Source organism: Bacillus sp. EB106-08-02-XG196 (assembly GCF_013396335.1).
Taxonomy (GTDB): domain Bacteria; phylum Bacillota; class Bacilli; order Bacillales; family Cytobacillaceae; genus Neobacillus.
The window spans coordinates 296-18,874 of the sequence record NZ_JABWSY010000002.1; the positions used below are offsets into that span (position 1 = coordinate 296).

Annotated in this window: 21 protein-coding genes and 1 other RNA gene; 9 read left to right on the plus strand and 13 right to left on the minus strand. The window is 37.7% G+C overall.

Going from position 1 to position 18,579, the window contains the following annotated elements; translation table 11 throughout:
- Positions 1 to 264: 264 nt before the first annotated feature.
- The 3 genes from MLOOGBEN_RS03420 to MLOOGBEN_RS03430 all read right to left on the minus strand — a co-directional run bounded on the left by MLOOGBEN_RS03420 (position 265) and on the right by MLOOGBEN_RS03430 (position 2,436).
- Positions 265 to 411 carry a hypothetical protein gene (locus MLOOGBEN_RS03420; protein ID WP_179156882.1) on the minus strand — a complete coding sequence of 49 codons (147 nt, stop codon included), beginning with the start codon at positions 409 to 411 and terminating at the stop codon, positions 265 to 267.
- Between the two features lie 360 nt (positions 412 to 771).
- The gene (locus MLOOGBEN_RS03425; protein ID WP_179156883.1) at positions 772 to 1,344 is read right to left on the minus strand and encodes an isoprenylcysteine carboxyl methyltransferase family protein; all 573 of its coding nucleotides are present in this window, start codon (positions 1,342 to 1,344) and stop codon (positions 772 to 774) included.
- Between the two features lie 3 nt (positions 1,345 to 1,347).
- Positions 1,348 to 2,436 carry a type III polyketide synthase gene (locus MLOOGBEN_RS03430; RefSeq protein ID WP_179156884.1) on the minus strand — a complete coding sequence of 363 codons (1,089 nt, stop codon included), beginning with the start codon at positions 2,434 to 2,436 and terminating at the stop codon, positions 1,348 to 1,350.
- 675 nt (positions 2,437 to 3,111) lie between these two features.
- On the opposite strand from MLOOGBEN_RS03430, the gene MLOOGBEN_RS03435 reads away from it, so the two are divergent.
- The 3 genes from MLOOGBEN_RS03435 to MLOOGBEN_RS03445 are packed head-to-tail and all read left to right on the plus strand — an operon-like array spanning position 3,112 to position 5,423.
- Positions 3,112 to 3,261 carry a cytochrome c oxidase subunit 2A gene (locus MLOOGBEN_RS03435; protein ID WP_063251174.1) on the plus strand — a complete coding sequence of 50 codons (150 nt, stop codon included), beginning with the start codon at positions 3,112 to 3,114 and terminating at the stop codon, positions 3,259 to 3,261.
- Positions 3,262 to 3,282: 21 nt separating this feature from the next.
- Positions 3,283 to 3,759 carry a cytochrome c oxidase subunit II gene (locus MLOOGBEN_RS03440; protein WP_179156885.1) on the plus strand — a complete coding sequence of 159 codons (477 nt, stop codon included), beginning with the start codon at positions 3,283 to 3,285 and terminating at the stop codon, positions 3,757 to 3,759.
- Entirely contained in the window at positions 3,759 to 5,423 is a 1,665-nt protein-coding gene (locus tag MLOOGBEN_RS03445; RefSeq protein ID WP_179156886.1) for a b(o/a)3-type cytochrome-c oxidase subunit 1, read from the plus strand. The genes MLOOGBEN_RS03440 and MLOOGBEN_RS03445 overlap by 1 nt, the downstream gene beginning before the upstream one ends.
- A 19-nt stretch (positions 5,424 to 5,442) precedes the next feature.
- Here MLOOGBEN_RS03445 and MLOOGBEN_RS03450 read toward each other — a convergent pair whose 3' ends face one another.
- The 3 genes from MLOOGBEN_RS03450 to MLOOGBEN_RS03460 all read right to left on the minus strand — a co-directional run bounded on the left by MLOOGBEN_RS03450 (position 5,443) and on the right by MLOOGBEN_RS03460 (position 8,355).
- Entirely contained in the window at positions 5,443 to 6,351 is a 909-nt protein-coding gene (locus tag MLOOGBEN_RS03450; protein ID WP_179156887.1) for a DMT family transporter, read from the minus strand.
- Between the two features lie 64 nt (positions 6,352 to 6,415).
- Positions 6,416 to 7,924, minus strand: coding sequence for a carboxypeptidase M32 (locus tag MLOOGBEN_RS03455; protein ID WP_179156888.1), 1,509 nt, complete (start codon positions 7,922 to 7,924; stop codon positions 6,416 to 6,418).
- 197 nt (positions 7,925 to 8,121) lie between these two features.
- On the minus strand, positions 8,122 to 8,355 hold the full coding sequence (locus tag MLOOGBEN_RS03460; protein ID WP_179156889.1) for a DUF2249 domain-containing protein: 234 nt from the start codon (positions 8,353 to 8,355) through the stop codon (positions 8,122 to 8,124).
- A 124-nt stretch (positions 8,356 to 8,479) separates the two neighbouring features.
- On the opposite strand from MLOOGBEN_RS03460, the gene MLOOGBEN_RS03465 reads away from it, so the two are divergent.
- From MLOOGBEN_RS03465 to MLOOGBEN_RS03490, 6 genes are all read left to right on the plus strand, one after another.
- On the plus strand, positions 8,480 to 8,629 hold the full coding sequence (locus MLOOGBEN_RS03465; RefSeq protein WP_179156890.1) for a hypothetical protein: 150 nt from the start codon (positions 8,480 to 8,482) through the stop codon (positions 8,627 to 8,629).
- A 130-nt stretch (positions 8,630 to 8,759) separates the two neighbouring features.
- Complete coding sequence (locus MLOOGBEN_RS03470) at positions 8,760 to 9,452, plus strand: Crp/Fnr family transcriptional regulator (RefSeq protein WP_179156891.1); 693 nt, start codon at positions 8,760 to 8,762, stop codon at positions 9,450 to 9,452.
- Positions 9,453 to 9,480: 28 nt separating this feature from the next.
- Complete coding sequence (locus MLOOGBEN_RS03475; RefSeq protein WP_179156892.1) at positions 9,481 to 9,714, plus strand: DUF2249 domain-containing protein; 234 nt, start codon at positions 9,481 to 9,483, stop codon at positions 9,712 to 9,714.
- 24 nt (positions 9,715 to 9,738) lie between these two features.
- Positions 9,739 to 9,945, plus strand: a complete 207-nt coding sequence (locus tag MLOOGBEN_RS03480; RefSeq protein ID WP_132089388.1) for a DUF2249 domain-containing protein — start codon at positions 9,739 to 9,741, stop codon at positions 9,943 to 9,945.
- A gap of 14 nt (positions 9,946 to 9,959) precedes the next feature.
- Positions 9,960 to 11,204, plus strand: coding sequence for a hypothetical protein (locus MLOOGBEN_RS03485; protein ID WP_179156893.1), 1,245 nt, complete (start codon positions 9,960 to 9,962; stop codon positions 11,202 to 11,204).
- A 13-nt stretch (positions 11,205 to 11,217) separates the two neighbouring features.
- The gene (locus tag MLOOGBEN_RS03490; protein ID WP_095247342.1) at positions 11,218 to 11,517 is read left to right on the plus strand and encodes a metal-sulfur cluster assembly factor; all 300 of its coding nucleotides are present in this window, start codon (positions 11,218 to 11,220) and stop codon (positions 11,515 to 11,517) included.
- Between the two features lie 34 nt (positions 11,518 to 11,551).
- Here the strand turns inward: MLOOGBEN_RS03490 and MLOOGBEN_RS03495 are convergent, their stop codons facing one another.
- From MLOOGBEN_RS03495 to MLOOGBEN_RS03525, 7 genes are all read right to left on the minus strand, one after another.
- Positions 11,552 to 13,477, minus strand: coding sequence for an ATP-dependent DNA helicase (locus MLOOGBEN_RS03495; RefSeq protein ID WP_095247341.1), 1,926 nt, complete (start codon positions 13,475 to 13,477; stop codon positions 11,552 to 11,554).
- Positions 13,478 to 13,545: 68 nt separating this feature from the next.
- The gene (locus tag MLOOGBEN_RS03500; RefSeq protein ID WP_095247340.1) at positions 13,546 to 14,688 is read right to left on the minus strand and encodes a THUMP domain-containing class I SAM-dependent RNA methyltransferase; all 1,143 of its coding nucleotides are present in this window, start codon (positions 14,686 to 14,688) and stop codon (positions 13,546 to 13,548) included.
- 182 nt (positions 14,689 to 14,870) lie between these two features.
- An RNA gene (gene rnpB / locus MLOOGBEN_RS03505) (RNase P RNA component class B) lies at positions 14,871 to 15,265 on the minus strand.
- Positions 15,266 to 15,345: 80 nt separating this feature from the next.
- Positions 15,346 to 15,648: a cell division regulator GpsB gene (gene gpsB / locus MLOOGBEN_RS03510; protein ID WP_179156894.1), complete on the minus strand. Its 303-nt coding sequence runs from the start codon at positions 15,646 to 15,648 to the stop codon at positions 15,346 to 15,348.
- Positions 15,649 to 15,761: 113 nt separating this feature from the next.
- Complete coding sequence (locus tag MLOOGBEN_RS03515) at positions 15,762 to 16,322, minus strand: SLOG family protein (RefSeq protein WP_179157311.1); 561 nt, start codon at positions 16,320 to 16,322, stop codon at positions 15,762 to 15,764.
- A 98-nt stretch (positions 16,323 to 16,420) separates the two neighbouring features.
- Positions 16,421 to 16,834, minus strand: a complete 414-nt coding sequence (locus MLOOGBEN_RS03520) for a CotD family spore coat protein (protein ID WP_179156895.1) — start codon at positions 16,832 to 16,834, stop codon at positions 16,421 to 16,423.
- Positions 16,835 to 17,267: 433 nt separating this feature from the next.
- Complete coding sequence (locus MLOOGBEN_RS03525; RefSeq protein ID WP_179156896.1) at positions 17,268 to 18,518, minus strand: ribonuclease H-like domain-containing protein; 1,251 nt, start codon at positions 18,516 to 18,518, stop codon at positions 17,268 to 17,270.
- Positions 18,519 to 18,579: the final 61 nt, after the last annotated feature.

An 18,579-nucleotide genomic window follows, 5' to 3' on the forward strand; every position in this document is an offset into this window, starting at 1 on the left:
TCGGTCACTCCAGACAACCTGGAGTAACCCAATTGCCTTTTCCCCATGCTCTTCGGTCACTCCAGACAATCTGGAGTTACCCAATTGCCTTTTCACCATGCTCTTCGGTCACTCCAGACCACCTGGAGTTACCCAATTGCCTTTTCCACATGCTCTTCGGTCACTCCAGTCCCCCCGGAGTTACCCAATTGCCTTTTCCACATGCTCTTCGGTCACTCCAGACAACTTGGAGTGACCCAGTTGTTATTTCCTTATGCTCTTCGGTCACTCCAGACAACCTGGAGTAACCCAATTGCCTTTTCCCCATGCTCTTCGGTCACTCCAGACAATCTGGAGTGACCCAATTGCCTTTTCCCCATGCTCTTCGGTCACTCCAGACAACATGAAGTGACCCAGTTGCTTTTTCCCCATGCTCTTCAGTCACTCCAGACAACCTGGAGTTACCCAATTGCCTTTTCCACATGCTCTTCGGTCACTCCAGACAACCTGGAGTTACCCAATTGCCTTTTCCACATGCTCTTCGGTCACTCCAATTTCCGAACAAAAAAAAAGACTAGGATTGCTCCCAGACTTAATGTAACAAATATCTCTTAATGAGTTACGTTTTTCAAGACGTGCTTCATGACAAATGCGTATATGATTACCGTTCCACCTACAAATGCAAAAGCCATAAGATACACCTTCCTATCCGCTCAAATGAAGTGAGAATGATTTTCATTCTTCTTTAAAAATAGAATATCATAGTTGATAATCATTTTCAACATAGAAAAGTCAATTGTCATATTTATTTAACAATTTCGGCAAAAAGCGATTACAGCTTTGAAAGCTTCCTTCATATTCAGTTAGCTCCTGAAGCGCTTTTTCCTCAGCCGGTATGCGGATTGACAGCATGAGCACATTTAATAGCGTAAACATGCAAGCTGTTATGTATGCACCAAACATTAAAGGTACAACCAGGAGTTCAATCGAGACAACTAAATAATTTGGATGTTTGATAAACCTGTATGGTCCTTTTTTGACAACCTCAACATTTGGTAAAACGATGATTTTTGTATTCCAATAACGGCCAAGTACCGAAATCGCCCACACTCTGATTAGCTGCGCACTTACAAATACTGCTGCTAATAACGGCCAAAAAGAAGATAACTCACGAGAAAAGGTAACTTTTTCAAAAAGGAAGACAACAAAAAATAAAGAATGCATCAGGACGATATATTGATAATGCTTCATACCAAATTCAATCGCCCCCCGCTCCTTCATCCACTTTTCATTTCTGCGGGCAATTGCTAACTCAAGTAAACGTTGAATAATTAAAACTGAAATAAATAGAAAAAAAGGAATCATCCTTTACCCCCATTTCAATAAGAGCAATTCAGAACTAAATCCCGGTCCCAGCGCCGTACAAAGTCCAAATGTCCCTGCTTCACCACCTAATTCCATAAATCTACTAAGAACATAAAGGATTGTTGCCGACGACATGTTTCCATATTGCTTTAATACATCAAGTGAAATGTCGGTCATTGAAGGTGGTATACCTAACGATTTGATATAAGCATCTATAACTTTTTTACCGCCAGGATGGGCAATAAAATGGGCAACTTCAGCCAGTTCCAGCCTATTCTGAGTTAAAAATTTACTTACATTAGGTTTTAGCCACTCCTCTACAATACTGGGGATATCTCGGGAGAATACCACGAATAATCCTTGATCCCTTATATCCCATCCCATTACATCTAAAGAGTCAGGCATTAACGTAGATTGAGTATCAATGATGGCTGGTGCAGTCCTTTTAGCACTTAATTCATCAATCCTTACTTCATTACCACAAATCAATGCACAAGCAACCCCATCAGCAAATAGTGACGTTCCAATTAGGTTACTTTTTGAATAGTCATTACGCTGGAAGGTTAAACTGCAGAGTTCAACTGAAAGCACCACAACCAAGGCATCCGGAAATGCAGTGCAATATTCAAATGCCCTCGATAAACCAGCCGCTCCCCCAGCACAGCCAAGACCCCAAATGGGGATTCTTTTGGTGTGTTCCCGAAATGGCAAATGATTCATTATTCTAGCTTCGATACTCGGAGTTGCCATACCTGTTGTTGAGATATAGAAAATCGCATCGATTTCTTCGCAGTTAATCTTTCTGGTCAAAAATGTCTCATTTTCAAGGCAGTTCACAATCGCCTGCATTCCCAGGGTTACAGCAGATTCTATATAGGCATTGTTTTTTTCCGCAAAGGAACGGTCTTCTTTATACCAATCAATCTCTTTAACGATGTGCCTTTTTTCTATTTGTCCATTTTGAAAAGCTTTAAGCAATCTTTCGATATCCTTAAAACGATCTGAAAAAAGTTCTCTGGCAAAGTCTATTGCCTGCTCTTGTTTTATCTTAAATTCCGGGACTGCTTCTGCTACTGAAAGAATTGTTGGCATCGTTTATTCCCCTTCAATGTAGGTAATGGTATTTTTACCAAAAAAAAGGAGATGTATGTACAAAAAAAAAGCTTCCCTGCTAGAGGGAAGCCAACGTTTTGAAGGTTGTTGTTGTGCTCCTTGATTATAACTGAGATGCAGCAACTAATCATTACGAAAACTTTTCCAATTTTAACTTTTATGTCGTGGAGCTTTATTATCTTTCACTATTTTTTAGATTGGTTCTGAACTTCAATCTTTATCTTTTTATCTGCCAAGGATCCACAGACTTTACAAAATTCTATTTGGTTATAGAGGAGACGGCATGGTTCACAATAATATTTTTCCATCAATAACACGCTCGCTTCTCGAAATTCTGTTGCATCTATTCCATTCTATTTAAAAGTTTCAGAATTGTGACAATCATTGAAAAAACAAGCTATTCTCTTCAAGACAGTCATAATCAATTACTTTTATCACAGGTAATAAGTGATAGTTCACATTTTAGTCACAACTGACCTACCACTATTGTGATATAAATCACTGTTATATCAGTTTATTACTATTAACATAGTAATTACCTAAGGAATGAACATTTTGTGAACTCTGAAATTTGTTATTTTTTCCTCACAATTGTTTTGTATTATGAAAGAGAACTTATTATTTAATTAATTTTTATGAAGGGAGTCTTGGGGGATGGCGAAAGCGGAACTGAAAACAAATAAAAAAACAGAAATTGAAGACAGCTCTTCTCTTAAAGGGACACTGGCATCCGTTTTCTTTTTGGGAATCTTTTTAGTTGTCACATGGGTAAGTGTCTATTTCTTGTTCTTAGACCGTTTTTAAATAAAGAAAGGGGAAAAAACCATGCATATGCATAAGTTTGAAAAAATTTGGCTTATCTTCGGAATAGGCGCTCTTGTTGTTTTCTTATCAGTTGTAGGTGTAAGCGCTTTTTACTTAGGTAACAAGCCGCCAAGCTGCTTAACGACTATAGATCCAAAAAAGGTTGATACTCAGGCACCATTTGATAAACCTGGATTAAACAAGGTTGAAGGAAAAGAATGGGATTATGAATTAGTGTATGTTGCTTCAGCTTTCTCCTATAATCCAGTTGAGGTCGAGGTTCCATTTGGAGCGAAAGTAAAAGTAATGGCAACTACGAAGGATGTTATTCATGGATTCCAAGTTGCTGGAACAAATATCAATATGATGCTTGAACCAGGCTACATAAATGAGATTGTTACAACGTTTGATAAAGAAGGCGAATATTTAGTGGTTTGTAACGAGTACTGCGGTACCGGTCACCATTTAATGAGCTCTAAGATAAAGGTGGTTAAATAATGTCTAGCCAAACAACAAAATTAAAAGTTGATCCACGTGATGGCAAGCTTGCGATGGCACACTTTTATGTTGCCTTTATTGCTCTTACACTAGGAGGGTTGATGGGATTACTCCAAACCCTGGTCCGTTCGGGCAAATTTGAGCTTCCGTGGGGTATTGATTATTATCAAATTTTAACCGTACATGGCGTTTTAATGGGACTTGTTTTAACAACGTTCTTTATTATGGGATTTCAATATGCTGCTGTCAGCCGTACAGCAGGTACTCATTCTCCAGCAGCACGCCGGATTGGCTGGATTGGCTTCTGGGTAATGACGGTAGGAACAATTATGGCTGCTACAATGGTTTTACTTAAAGAAGCATCTGTTCTTTATACTTTCTATGCACCATTAAAAGCACATTGGATTTTTTACTTAGGCATGACATTTGTTGTTGTCGGCAGCTGGCTTGACGGTGCTGCTCAAATTATGACTTATGCTAGATGGCGCAGGGAAAACCCTGGAAAACCAAGCCCGTTATTAAGCTTTATGGCTGTTATTAATACGGTACTTTGGATTGTTGCTACACTTGGTGTCGCTTCTACTGTATTATTCCAGTTACTGCCATGGTCACTTGGCTTAGTAGATACTGTTGATGTATTAGTCAGCCGTACACTATTCTGGTATTTCGGACATCCGCTCGTGTATTTCTGGTTACTCCCAGCTTATATGTGCTGGTATGCAATCATACCAAAAATTATTGGCGGAAAAATTTTCTCAGATTCTTTAGCACGTTTATCATTTATACTGTTTTTACTATTTTCCATTCCGGTTGGATTCCACCATCAACTAACTGAACCGGGTATTGATCCAGCTTGGAAGTTTTTACAGGTAGTTCTAACGTTTATGGTAATCATTCCATCATTGATGACTGCATTTTCATTGTTTGCATCGTTTGAAAGATATGGCCGCTCTAAAGGAGCAACTGGACTTTTTGGCTGGTTCAAGGTTTTACCTTGGAAGGACGCTCGTTTTACCGTTCCATTTATCGGTATGGCAAGCTTTATACCAGCGGGTGCTGGCGGTATTATCAACGCTTCAAACCAAATGAACCAAGTCATTCATAATACCATTTGGGTAACAGGCCACTTCCATTTAACTGCTGCAACCTCTGTTGTTTTGACGTTCTTTGGCATTACCTTTTGGCTTGTTCCACATTTAACCGGACGTATATTAACAAAAGCAATGAACAAATTAGCTATTATTCAAGGCTGGGTTTGGTTTATCGGAATGGCCTTTATGTCAGGTGCTATGCACTTCCAAGGACTTCTTGGCGGTCCACGACGCTCTGCCTACTCAACTTATGGAGATTCAGCGCAAGCAATGGAATGGATTCCTTACCAAATTGCACAAGCCGTAGGCGGATCGATTCTCTTCCTTGGAATCATTTTAATGATTATCATCTTTGTTAATCTAGCGTTCTTTGCACCTAAAGGAGAAGAAGAATTCCCTGTAGGTGAAGCAGAAAATCTTGAAGAAAAGGCTCCAATGATCTTTGAAAACTGGAAATTATGGCTTGGTATCACAGCAGCCCTAATTCTATTCGCATACACCATACCGTTTATCGATATGATTCAAAATGCACCACCAGGCTCACCAGGATTTAAAACATGGGGTTCTTGGTAAAAATATAGAAAGGCTTCATTTACAGTGAAGCCTTTTTTTGTTGAATTTTTAAAGTTGTTTTAGGCAAATTAATCAGAATCACTGATAACAGAATTATAGCCGTTCCAACAAATTGTAGAACTCCAAAGTTTTCTTTATATAGGAATACACTTAGTAACGTAGCTGCTACAGGTTCTACAGTTGCGATAATCGATGCCTTGCTGCTCTCCATGTTCTCTAGTCCTTTTGTATATAGTAAGTATGCAATTACTGTTGGAAACAAACCCAAACCTAATCCGTAAATAATAACTTCACCACTTACTAAAATACTTCCTTTTTCAAAAAGGTCTGTAAATAGAAGTAACGTTATTGCCGCAACTAAGAACGTGTAAAAAGTAACAGTGAATGGGCGATATTTTTCTAATGCAAATTTGCCAAATATAGTATATAAAGAGTATCCGAAGCCTGCACCTAATCCTGTTAGAATCCCAATAAAATTCAATGATGATGTGTCCCTAAAACTAAATCCAACTATTAAAACGCAGCCTATCAATGTCCCTATTACTGCAATAATCTTCCTGTTATCCATACTTTCTTTTAAAAATAAATAAGAAAGGACAGCAACAAATGCAGGAGCAGTGTAAAGTAATATAACTGCAAATGAAAGACTCAATTGATTTATCGAAGTAAAATAACACCAATTAAAGAGTACAATGCTGAAAATCCCCGTTCCGATAAAATATTTACTATCTGCCAAATGGATTTTCATGTGTCTCGGATATTTTGTTAAGCCGATAATTGCTAGCAATAAAGCTGCTGTAACCACCCTCAAAGTAACTATTTCCATTGAAGTAAAACCTAAAGATGCTAGCTTTCTAACAAAAATGGCAATGATTCCCCACAAAGCCGCACTTATTGCAATAAATATAATTGGACCTATTTTTCCCATTGGGCACACACACCTTATTGTAATAACGAAGAAGGGAAATCTTATTTCCTTTCCATAGCTTCTATTAATTTAGTTGATAGACCTTACCATATTTTTCGTACAAATAATCAATTAGATATTGAGCATTCAAACCTTCCCCCGTTACATCATGAAGGATTTCTAACGGTTTCTTTTGTTTCCCATATTGGTGAATATTCTTCGTCAGCCATTCTTTGATTGGCAGCAAATTCCCTTCTTCTAATAGTTGATCAAAGTTTGGCAGATTTTCAAGCATTTTATGCTTAAATTGAGCAGCGTACATGTATCCTAGTGCATACGACGGGAAATATCCAAAGCTTCCCCCTGCCCAGTGAACATCCTGCAATACTCCATTAGCATCATTCTCTGGGGCAATCCCTAAATATTCTTTATATAACTGATTCCAAACCTGTGGAAGATCCTTTACCTCAATCTCACCATTAAAAAGACCCTTTTCAATTTCATAGCGAATAATAATATGGAGAGGATACGTTAATTCATCTGCTTCGATTCTAATAAGCGAAGGCTTCGATTCATTTATTCCCCTGTAGAATTCTTCAATTGAAACGTCGTCAAACTGACCAGTTGCATATGTCTTTAATAGCTCATAATTATTCTTCCAAAAAGAAAAACTACGACCGACAATATTTTCGTAGAAGAGAGATTGAGATTCGTGAATCCCCATTGAAGTACCTGTACATAATGGTGTTCCAATCAATTCCTTTGAAATACTTTGTTCATATAAGGCATGCCCGCCTTCGTGAATAGTACCGAAAACAGCTGTACGAAAATCCTGTTCATCATAGTTTGTCGTTACCCGGACATCACCTGGATTTAAACCAGTAGCGAAGGGATGAACCGTTTCATCAAGCCTGCCAGCCTCAAAGTTATAACCCATTTTCCCAAGTATTTCTATACTTAATGCGCGCTGGTTTTCCTTCTTAAAGGTTTTAAAAAGATATTCTGTCCTTGGTTTGTTTGGTGAGTCAGCAATCTGTTTAACCAATGGGACAATTTTCTCCCGCAGGTTACCAAACACCTGATCAAGGACTTCAACCTTCATACCAGGTTCGTATAAATCTAGTAAAACATCGTATGTGTTTCCTTTATGACCCCAATAATTAATGAAACGTTTCGTCATTTCTACCAATTTCTCAAGATAAGGTCTGAACAGATTAAAATCTGACTTTTCTTTTGCCTGCTCCCAGACAGATTCTGCCTTGGACTGTAGAATGACATATTCCTTGTATTCATCCGCTGGAATTTTTTTGTTGCGCTCGTATTCTTTTTTACACTCCTCAAGAACCCTACGTGTTTTTTCAGATAGTTCATTTTTAGATAATGTTGCTATGTATGCTGCCATATCTTCCGATGTGGACATTTTAAAAACCTCTGACGAAAGCATGCCAATTACTTCAGACCTTTGATCGACTCCCTGCTTCGGAGCTCCAGTCCTTAGGTCCCAATAAATCAATCCAAGTGCCTCATTATAGGCACTCATCTTCTTTACATATTCTAAAAACTTCTTTTCAACTTGCTCTGGCGTAAGGCTCATACTAAATCCCCCTTTTTTATAACCATTTGTATTTTATCATATTTTTCTGAAAATATAAGGATAAAAAAAACAACAGAATTAAATTCTGTTGTAAAATGAAATTTAGGGAAAGAGGATGTTCCTGAAAAATAAAAAAGTTAAGTAAAAATGTTTTAGAGAAGTTAAATATGTTCGTACCCGAGGTTCAGGAAACCCTATTATTTTTTACCGATAGAAACTTTCCAAACCTCTGGACCTTCTTCAAGGTATTCCCAAGTAAATTGTTCAGGTCTTTCCATCATAAACTGATACTGAAGAGGTCTTGGGTCATGGTCATTTACAATTTGCATAAATTCTCCAGAATTCAAGCCATCAAAGCCTTTAAATATAGTTGAATGTTTTTCACGTGGCGGATAATCTGGTACATGAATAATCGTTGCGAATGTTTGCATCAATTTTCACTCCTTTTAATTTGCTAACTTCTTTTTTATTATAGAAAATTTGTATACTCACTATAGTGCTAACTATCACACCTATAGAATGATTTTGCTAATAGTTACTGAAAGGAGAGATAGAATGAAAGAATTGGTTGGCTATTGCAGTACATGCTCAAAAGAGATTTATTGTTTAGATGGCTTCTTTAACGGTGTACAATCTGATGACCGAAAGATGTATTGCTTTGAATGCTTCGAAGAATCTACCCATGAAGAAGATCCGCAAGATTAAATCTTGCGGATTTTTTTATTGAGAATAATTTTCAAAGAAATTTGCTATCTATGATGGAGGTCACATAATTGTTTTGCAATCACTGCTAGAATAAAGGTAATTAAGAATTACTAATACGAAGGTGATGTTAATGAAGCAAGAGGACATAAACAAACGACTATCAGATGTCCCCCTATTCAAAGAATTATCTGATGTAGAGCTGGAGCCTTTCATAAAAATCGCATTGACTCGCTTTTATAAGCAGAAGATGTATGTATTTATGCAGGATGATCCACTTGACCGGGTATTTTTTATCCACTCAGGAAAAATCAAAATCTATAAAACGGATTTTTCTGGGAAGGAACAAATTGTTTCTATACTCGAACCTGGTGAGATGTTTCCACATGCTGGATTTTTCCGGGAAGGAAACTTTCCTGCACATGCGGAGGTCTTAGAAGAGGCAAATCTTATTGTCATTCCGATTGACAAATTTCAAGAAACGCTTATTGCTAATCCTGAACTCTGCATAAAGCTTTTTAAAGTGTTAGGAGAGAAAATTGTCGACCTCCAAGGCAGATTAGAGGCGCAAGTCCTCCATAATACCTTTGAACAAATCGTATTACTTCTTATTAGACTCTGCCAGTCAAACGGTGAACAGGTTGGCAGCAGATATCAGCTAACAACACAATTTACAAATCGTGAGCTGGCAAACATGATTGGCACCTCAAGAGAAACAGTCAGCAGAACAATTAACCATTTAAAAAAGAAAAACTATATTAACCAGCGCGAAGATGGACTCTATTTAATCGACCGTGAAGCACTTGAACAGGAATTATTCTATTAAAAAATCAATCATATTGGGAGTTGTTACTATGGAACAGAAGATTATTGAGCTAGATGTTAGGGAAGATTTAAAGAATAAGATTGAACCTTTCCAAAAAATTATGGAAGCCATTAAAGAAGTGAAAGATAATGATATCTTTATCCTCCATGCCCCATTCAAGCCTGTACCATTGTTCGCTGTATTAAAAGCAAAAGGCTTTACCCATGAGGCTGAGGAAATCGATGCGAAGCATTGGAAAGTTACTTTCACTAAGAATGCCTAATTTCATAAAGAAAGGTGATTCAATATGATACTTGATAATCGAGGCTTAGAACCGCCACAGCCAATGATGAGAACACTAGCAGCATTGGAAAATTTAGGTGAAGGTGAAGTCTTAACGATCATTAATGATAGAAGACCCATGTTCCTATATGAGCAGCTAGAGGAACTCGGCTACAAGCAGCGTACAGAACCACAAAACGACGGAAGTTTCAAAATTGAAATCTTCCGATAAGAAGGTGAAAGAGTATGCTTCCTAACACGATGGGAAGTGAAACAAATATTAAGCTTCCTTTCTCATTTATTATTTTCAGTTTACTTGCACTTGTGATATCTCAAATCCTTGTACTTATCAATGGACAAATGGTTGTTAATGGCAGCTTCCGTATTCCAGCAATCTGGTCTGCTGCCCATTTACTGATCTTGGGCTGGGCGCTAATGGTAGCGATGGGTGCGATGTATCAGCTAGTTCCCGTTGCTTTCCTAACAAAAATATGGAATGAGAAATTTGGATTTATCCAATTCTTTGTTACTGCAATAGGAATCGCTTCTTTTTCTTGGATGTTATATATATCGCCACAGAACGCATTACTACCAGGTATTCTCATGTTACTTGGTATCTTAATGTTTCTATTTCAAATGTTTATGACATTGAGAAAGCAGGCAAAACCGAATATCCTGACTGCTTTTGTCGGCAGTGCACTTGTTTGTTTATTCTTGACGATATTCTTAGGAATAACATTAATTTATTCTCTCCAAACAGGTTTTGGTGCTGAATACTATCAAGCAATATTTAAAAGTCATCTTTTAATGGGTGTAACAGGCTGGTTTACACTATTAATTTTCGGTTTTTCTTATAAAATGGCTCCTATGTTTTCTTTATCACATGGGTTTCCAATGGTTCATGCACGATATGTATATGGCTTATATATGTCTGGTCTTGTCATCACTCTGCTTTCCTTTTTTAGTGATAAAAGTTATCTGTTAAAAGCAGGATTTTTCTTACTGTTTGTTGGTTTTTCAGTTTTTAGCTGGCATGTCTCGATTATCATTAAAAAAAGGCTGAAGAAGACGCTTGATCATTCGTTTTCCTTTGCTTTAGCAGCCATAGGTTTAGGAAACCTCGTCCACTTAGCAGTATTTATTGCATTGTGGACTGAACAGTTTTCAAACCTAATAGGACCATTGGTATACCTCTATTTATTGCTCTGGATTGTCCTTAGTATAATGGGATACTTATTTAAAATTGTTCCGTTTTTATGGTGGACTTATAAATACAGTAAGGAAATGGGGAAACAAGCGGTTCCCTCTTTAAAAGATGTAATGAACGAAAAAGTGGTTGTTCCCTTCTTTTCGATTTTTGTAATTGCGGTACTTACTGTCTTTCTTTCCATTATCTTTAAGAGCATTCTCCTGTTTAATATTGGACAATTTGTATTATCGATTGTTTTTATCGCTATTGCATTAACGATTCTGGGCGTACTAAAAAAATAACGAGGTGTTTAGGATGAACTTAAAAGAAAAAGTAATAGAAGCATTAAAAAGTGTATATGACCCTGAGTTAAATATTAATGTTGTTGACCTAGGTTTAATTTATAATGTGGAAGTTAAAGAAGAAAACGATGTAGATGTTACGATGACGTTAACAACACCTGGTTGTCCACTTCACGATAGCATTACTACTGGCGTTCGCTACGCTGTTCAAGGGATAGAAGAAACTAGAAATGTGGATGTAAATCTTGTCTGGGAACCTGCGTGGTCACCTGAGAAAATGACTCCAGAAGGACTTCGGTTATTAGGAAGATAAGCAAAAGGTCAGCCACCGGTGCTGACCCTTTTTATTATACTTCAACTGCCTCTGTAGGGAGAACATCTTTAATTTTCTGCAACAATGCTGCATTTATATCTTCATCCAGCATGATATGAACACTGCCCCGATCGTTTTCACTTCTAATTAATCGACCAATGCCCTGGCGTAATCGAAGCAGCATATATGGTAAATCCACTTCTTCAAATGAGTTAGCAACACCATTCCTTTTTGCCGTAAACACTGGATCATTTGGAGGGAATGGCAAGGAAAATATCAACACATTTTCTAATGATCTGCCTGGAATATCTAAACCTTCCCATAAATGGATGGTGCAAAGAATAGCATGCTCTTCATTTTGAAACTTTGAAACGAGCGTGCTTATTTCTTCATCCCCCTCAAAGTACACTGGGTATGGAACTGTTCCCGAAAGCCTTTGTTTAAGACTCTTTAATTCATTTTGATTGTTTAACAGAATAAGTGCCCTGCCCTCAGTTTGAACAATCTTATTTATACAATAGTCAATCTTAGCTTCCATCGAATTTTGATTAAATTTCGGTATAAATACTTCCATTTTTTCCTGGTAATCAAAAGGCGAATCCACAGAAAAAGATAAAAACTCTTTAATCCCCAAGCTATTGGCAATATAGTCAAATTTCTTTTGGTTCGACAGTGTTGCAGATGAAAAGATAAACGGTTTTTTCTGTATGAAGACTTCGTCCCTCATGACTTCTTCAACCATTTTAGGCATGATGACAAGTGTCCGTTCATATCCCTTTTCCTCAAACCAAGTAATCCCGTTCATTTCTTTAAGGAATAACGATAACGAGTAAGTAATTTGCTCTAAATATTCCTCAACAATTTTCAAGTCATATTCATTAATTACATACAATTCACTTTCAAAGACAAGCTCTTCCTCAATTGCTTGAAGTCGATTTAACAGAGTTGTACCATATTTGATTAGAGATGGATTCATAGTAATCATTTGTTTTTCTGATCCTTCTGATGGGACAGAATACTGTGATATTGCACTAAAGAACTTATCATTGTCTAAAAGAGCTTCCTCAATGGTATAGAGTGTTTTTTCACGCACTTCATTTTCCATTAGCCTAGTAAGTAAGGTCTCTAGTGTTGAATCGGTGAAACGATAGCTTAAGGCTTTCTGTGCCGCGTACTCAAGTAAATGTCCTTCGTCAAATACCACAGAAGAGTGGTCAGGCAATAACGGGAGCTGCCCTTCCCTCTTACGCGACTCCTTTGTCCAAATATGCTCCATATAAAAGTCATGAGAACAAATGATTAAGTCCTTTGAATGTCGGTAAAAATCACGATTTAATGTAAGACCGCAACGGTGTCTTTTTTCGCAAGAAAAACAATCCTGAACCATATCCCAGTTAATCTTTCCCCAAGTATCATCGGACAATGTAGGATAATCCCGGCGGTCGCCATATCTTTCAAACCTTTGCATCGAGCCATCACTATGAACAAAATCTGGTAATTCCTCATATATTCCAGCTATATCATCATTAAAGTCCTCATGCCTAACATAATCGAGCTTTTTTAAGCAAAGGTATTGGTCCCTCGACTTTGCCAAACGAACATCAATATTGAGCCCGAGCACTTTCTCAAGCTTGGCAATGTCACCTTCTTTTTTCACTAGCTGTTCAATTAATGTTTCATCTGCACAGGCAATGATTGCTGGTCTATTTGTGTATCTGGCATACATAATAGCGTAGAGAAGGTAAACAATTGTTTTACCTGTACCAACTCCTGCTTCAGCAAACATAATTTTTTTATCCTTGAATGCTTTCTCCAGCTGAAAGGCCATAAAGATTTGTTCATCACGCAATTCAAACCCAGCTTCGGGTAAAATATCATAAAATAAGTCACCAATCCATTCACTTAGCTTGTCATAAAAGGATTCAGTTTTAGAAACTACAAATGGAATACGGTCTTGCATATAATCCCCTCCTATAAACGAATGAAATGGAGCCTTTTTGAATAGGCTCCAATTGTTCTTTTTGCGTACTATTCAATTGAACGGGGTGGTCTTTTTCCCCAAAATTGATAAAGGTCAGTACGGATAAAGCCATTAAATAGCTTGCGCTTTTTTGTAGCTGGCCTTCCATAAAATTGCTCGAACTCTTCATTAGAGGTCAAGATATAAATGGACCAGGTGTCAAGCTTGCTAAAGGCCTGTCCCATTTCCTTGTACATGTGCTCAACAGCATTTTTCTCACCGAGTCTTTCTCCATATGGAGGATTTCCAATAATCACGCCATATTCCTTGGTGGTTGTAATATCTCTTACTTGCATTTGTTTGTATTGAATGAGATCTCCAAGACCTGCCTCAAAGGAATTTTCCTGAGCGATTTTGATCATACGATGGTCAATATCAGTCCCCATAATATCCAATGGCTGGTCATAATTTGCCAGATCCTCCGCTTCAGTACGAGCTTCATCCCATACTTTTCCCGGAATCCAATTCCATTTTTCCGAAACAAATTCACGATTAAAGCCTGGAGCAATATTTTGACCAATCATGGCGGCTTCAATTGGAATGGTACCAGAGCCACAGAAAGGGTCAATAAACGGTTTATCAGGTTTCCAATTCGTTAATTGTACCAGTGCCGCTGCTAGGGTTTCCTTTAATGGTGCTTCCCCTTGATCCACACGGTATCCTCGTTTATGTAGTCCTTGACCGCTTGTATCAAGCGTTATAGTAGCAACGTCCTTTAACAGTGCCACTTCTATTCGAAAATAGGCACCCGTCTCCTCAAACCAAGAATCTCGCTTATAGTAGCTTTTCATTCGATCCACAACCGCTTTTTTCACAATGGCCTGACAATCTGAAACACTAAACAACTTTGATTTTACAGACTTTCCGGTTACAGGAAACTCGGCATCTTCTGGAAGATACTTTTCCCAGGGTAAGCCTTTAGTTTTCTCAAATAATTCATCAAAGGTATAGGCTTTAAATTCACCGACTTTAATTTTTACTCTGTCCGCTGTGCGCAGCCACATATTGCTGCGGGCAATCGCGGTTTCATCACCTGTATAAATCACCTTGCCATTTTCTACCTCACACTCATAACCGAGAGCGCGTACTTCTTTTGCTACTAATGCTTCCAGCCCCATTGCAGCGGTTGCAATTAATTGATATTTTCCCATTTTCGTCCACCCTTAACTTTTAACCTTATTATGTATGATTATTTGCTGGTCTATCATACCATTATAGACCAAAATCAGTAAGCCCATGCAAAAAGCATGTTGATTAGAAACCATTCTAAAAGTAAAAAGACTCTCCTCATAAGGAGAGTCGATACCATTAACTTTTATTTACATTAATAACGTTCTGTAAGCCATGTTCTGTACCAGAGTACTACAAACGGCGTAAACGCCTCGTACTTAGGTGGTAATCATCTATCTACAGATTCCAAGGAATCTGTCCTTCTCCTCGTTCAATTCCTTAGAGAAAGTGCCCCTACCATTATTTGGGTTTCTCGCTCGTGGGGTTTACCTCGTTCCACCCTTTTCATTTCTGAAAAGGCTCCGTCACTGTGGCACTTTTATAGGTATTCATACCATATCCGTAAGGACTTAGGTATTTTCCCGGCCGTCAGCCTTATTCAGGCTGCCCTAGCTTATGAATTCACTAGGCACGAACACTACGAGCATCTCAGCTCGTGCGAGCATGGACTTTCCTCTACAAGAGAGCAAATGCTTCTTGCAGCGATTACCCGAACGTAATTAATGAGTACTTTTTTATTATATGCATTTGTATCCTATTAATCAATGGTACTAATTTGGAAATCAAGGTACGATCTGTTAATCGTATAGCTTATTACCAAAAACATGCTTTTCAAGATTCGATAAACGTTTCAAGATATCAAAGTTCGTCGTTCCTGCTGGCTGTGTTACTGGCTGTCTTCTAGATGTTTCTTCTAGCTGCTTTCGTAAACGAAGATTTTCTTGCTGCAAATCTTCTATTTCCTGTTGAAATGTTTCATAATCCTTGATAATTAAATCCAAATACTTATCAACATCTTCTTGCTTATACCCTCTTACACCGGTCTTGAATTCTTTTTCTAATATATCCTTAGCGGTAAGTTTCACTTTATCGGTCACCATAAATTCACCTCAAGTCATTCGCCAATCATTACCTATTATTTTTTCAAAAATAAGTGATTTTGTCAATTTTTCTTTCTTATAACTATGTAAAACTGTAGTTATATGAATTTCCTTTAAAAATCTGTACGGTGGAGCTCTTGTTCTTCTTCAACGATTACTTGTAAATCATAAAATGTAATCAGCTGGATTGGATAAGAATGATTATTTTGAAATTGAACAGCCATTTCGTATATGTATCTTGGGCTGCCTTCTTTTTCTTGATCATAAAAAAGAAGCAAGGCGTCACTTTTTTCAATAAAAAATTTATTTTTTAAAACAAACTGCCACGGTTTTTCATACTTTTTCTTTGTGACTGAATCAATGAAATCCGCTTGTGCAAGAATCGATTTATAATATTCCGTGTTGTTTTCACTCCAAGTAGCCTCTTGCTCTAAAAATGGCGTTATAACAGCTAGCTTTACATCAGGATATTCAGATTTCAGTTCAAAGATTACTTCTGCAGCCCAAAGCTCCAAGCCCAGCTGTCCGCTGATCATGATCCATTCTAAACCCTCTTCAATCATTGGTATTAATGTTTTCTTTATGGCTGCTTTAATATAGAAAACTGAAGGATGGTCGTTTTTAAATATTCCTAATTCAAATGGTTTGTAACCTGATATGGCTAAAACTTTAATCAAGGTTCTTCTCCTTATCGGCAGATGATTACCGTCTTTTTTATTAACATATCAAAATATATTAAAAAAACAAGGGCAAATTTGCCCTTGTTAATTGATTATCCAAAGAAACGTCGCGGACGTGGGAATTGACCTGGTGCCATCCCTGGAGCCATGCCCGGTCCCATCATGCCTGGTCCCATTCCTGGTGCCATACCCGGTCCCATCATGCCTGGTCCCATGTTAGGCGGCATGTTGTTCCCTGGAGGTAATGCATTGCTCTGAGCTCCAGCAACAGCCGTTGGCGCAGGTGCCGGCATACCACCTTTACAGCAGTTAATGTGTTGATGACAACAATCCTGTGCACAAGAAGCTGTTTGAGGACAATAGTGTTTATGCTGGTACATATGATGATTAACAGTTGTTGTATGTGTTGGATGAATATGCGGAACCACGGTCGTTGAGAAAGTGTGGTTTACTACTTGTTTAGTCGGATGAATGACTGGCGGCGCAAAATTAGTTCCAAGATACAATATAAGCTCTCCCTTCAAATATATATTCTGTTTACATTAACAGCCTATGATAGGAGAGTATTTCTTGTACTAATGAAAATACCTATTTTTCATATATCTAATAAAGATTAACTTCGCTTAGACAAATGTCTAGCTCAAAACCATAGTGATAAGCGCCTATATCTAGAAGCGCTTTTACTTTTTTATAGCATTGAATATAAGTTATCTTTTAAGCTTGAAAAAAGTACAGCAGTCAAACAAACGACAACAAAAAATAAATACAAGATTGCTTTATACATAGTATCTACCCCATTATTGTTTTATAGTCGTTTTTTACTCACAGTTTTATATTTTACAACGTTCAACTATAAGAAACAATATGAGATTACTATTATTTTGGTATTTAAATATGAATTTTTTGTTACAAATAATCGAGGTTTAGCGAATACTGCGCTTACCTGGGAAATTTAGCGAATTTCCCCTCCAAACGTTTCCGCCTGAGATCAAGCTGTTGCTGTGTTTTTTGGATTGGAGCCTTTGTGTTTTCCATAATTTCCAATGCCTTTAGACAATAATCCAAGGCATACTTGTAATCTTTTAATTTATGTTCATATATCTTCGAAGCTTCCACACATGCTTCAATGCTCAACTGTTGATTTTCTGCGTCAGCCACTTCTGAAAATAATGGTAAACTACTTTCCCAGTCTTGCTCTTTTTTAAACTGGTAGGCTAATGTTAGCTTTGCCTGTAAAGAAGTGAAATCAGTGCCTTCTACAAGCTTCGCCAATACTTTTCTTGCTTCAGCCTTTTCCCCAAGTGAAGCATACCACCTGCCTACTTCAAATGATTCTTTTCGTGTTTGGCTGGTGTCCATGCCACAAAGTTGAAAGGTTAGATGGGTATATAATGTGACAAGTGACAAGATATCAATTTCATTATGTTTAATGATTCCAAGCATCCCATCCGGCTGTTTACTTTCAATGAATTCAAAATAAATCATTGGAGCCAAATAACCTGGGATATCATCCTCCCTTTCGATTCCTAATACATCCTTTTCTACCACCGCTAGCTTAAGACGGTCCAACTTATGCTTCCAAAGTCTTCTTGCAGCATGAAATAAATCAAAATGACCAAAGGCTGGAAGCTTTGGTACATGATCCCTAACAAGTGTATGCCTGGTTTTTACTTGCGGCCAATCAAAGGATTTCCCATTATAAGTGACTAATGTTTTATAGTTTACTTTCTCCAAAAAGCTTTTGTATAAAGGGACTTCAGCACCTGGATGAGGAAGAATATGCTGCCTTAGAACAAGATTTTCACCGATTACACTTGCGTAACCAAGTAAAAAAATCGTATTCCCTACTCCACCGCCAAGGCCAGTTGTTTCCGTATCAAAAAAAAATAATTCTTCGGCACGATGCCCTTCGGCTGATAATGGATGGCTTATAGGCTGTTTATTCCAGATATCAACAGCTGTAAGAAAATCTTGAAAATGATAATGACCATGTTTTTGTGCTAATGGATATTTTACTTCACGAATCAGACAGTAATCCTGGTCCAATAAATAAGGGGTCACATTTTCACTTTCCCATTTAGGCAGGAAAGGTATCTCAATTCGTGTTGACTCTGGTGGAGGATTATTTATTGCATGTGCTCCTCCTGAAATATGTGGTTTTAAACGATTTAATTTATTTTTCAATGACATTTCAACACTTCCTCGTTTTATATGGAGGTGGTTTTCGTAATGCTTGCAACAAATTTAAAGA

What these genes read in the sequence shown, in the direction of transcription:
- MLOOGBEN_RS03465 (WP_179156890.1), top strand. Translation starts at nt 8,480, where the DNA reads ATGAAAGAATTGGTTGGCTATTGCAGTACATGCTCAAAAGAGATTTAT.
- MLOOGBEN_RS03500 (WP_095247340.1), bottom strand. Translation starts at nt 14,688, where the DNA reads ATGGGAAAATATCAATTAATTGCAACCGCTGCAATGGGGCTGGAAGCA.
- MLOOGBEN_RS03470 (WP_179156891.1), top strand. Translation starts at nt 8,760, where the DNA reads ATGAAGCAAGAGGACATAAACAAACGACTATCAGATGTCCCCCTATTC.
- MLOOGBEN_RS03445 (WP_179156886.1), top strand. Translation starts at nt 3,759, where the DNA reads ATGTCTAGCCAAACAACAAAATTAAAAGTTGATCCACGTGATGGCAAG.
- MLOOGBEN_RS03435 (WP_063251174.1), top strand. Translation starts at nt 3,112, where the DNA reads ATGGCGAAAGCGGAACTGAAAACAAATAAAAAAACAGAAATTGAAGAC.
- MLOOGBEN_RS03525 (WP_179156896.1), bottom strand. Translation starts at nt 18,518, where the DNA reads ATGTCATTGAAAAATAAATTAAATCGTTTAAAACCACATATTTCAGGA.
- MLOOGBEN_RS03475 (WP_179156892.1), top strand. Translation starts at nt 9,481, where the DNA reads ATGGAACAGAAGATTATTGAGCTAGATGTTAGGGAAGATTTAAAGAAT.
- MLOOGBEN_RS03490 (WP_095247342.1), top strand. Translation starts at nt 11,218, where the DNA reads ATGAACTTAAAAGAAAAAGTAATAGAAGCATTAAAAAGTGTATATGAC.
- MLOOGBEN_RS03430 (WP_179156884.1), bottom strand. Translation starts at nt 2,436, where the DNA reads ATGCCAACAATTCTTTCAGTAGCAGAAGCAGTCCCGGAATTTAAGATA.
- MLOOGBEN_RS03450 (WP_179156887.1), bottom strand. Translation starts at nt 6,351, where the DNA reads ATGGGAAAAATAGGTCCAATTATATTTATTGCAATAAGTGCGGCTTTG.
- gpsB (WP_179156894.1), bottom strand. Translation starts at nt 15,648, where the DNA reads ATGGTGACCGATAAAGTGAAACTTACCGCTAAGGATATATTAGAAAAA.
- MLOOGBEN_RS03480 (WP_132089388.1), top strand. Translation starts at nt 9,739, where the DNA reads ATGATACTTGATAATCGAGGCTTAGAACCGCCACAGCCAATGATGAGA.
- MLOOGBEN_RS03495 (WP_095247341.1), bottom strand. Translation starts at nt 13,477, where the DNA reads ATGCAAGACCGTATTCCATTTGTAGTTTCTAAAACTGAATCCTTTTAT.
- MLOOGBEN_RS03485 (WP_179156893.1), top strand. Translation starts at nt 9,960, where the DNA reads ATGCTTCCTAACACGATGGGAAGTGAAACAAATATTAAGCTTCCTTTC.
- MLOOGBEN_RS03440 (WP_179156885.1), top strand. Translation starts at nt 3,283, where the DNA reads ATGCATATGCATAAGTTTGAAAAAATTTGGCTTATCTTCGGAATAGGC.
- MLOOGBEN_RS03420 (WP_179156882.1), bottom strand. Translation starts at nt 411, where the DNA reads ATGGGGAAAAAGCAACTGGGTCACTTCATGTTGTCTGGAGTGACCGAA.
- MLOOGBEN_RS03460 (WP_179156889.1), bottom strand. Translation starts at nt 8,355, where the DNA reads ATGCAAACATTCGCAACGATTATTCATGTACCAGATTATCCGCCACGT.
- MLOOGBEN_RS03425 (WP_179156883.1), bottom strand. Translation starts at nt 1,344, where the DNA reads ATGATTCCTTTTTTTCTATTTATTTCAGTTTTAATTATTCAACGTTTA.
- MLOOGBEN_RS03455 (WP_179156888.1), bottom strand. Translation starts at nt 7,924, where the DNA reads ATGAGCCTTACGCCAGAGCAAGTTGAAAAGAAGTTTTTAGAATATGTA.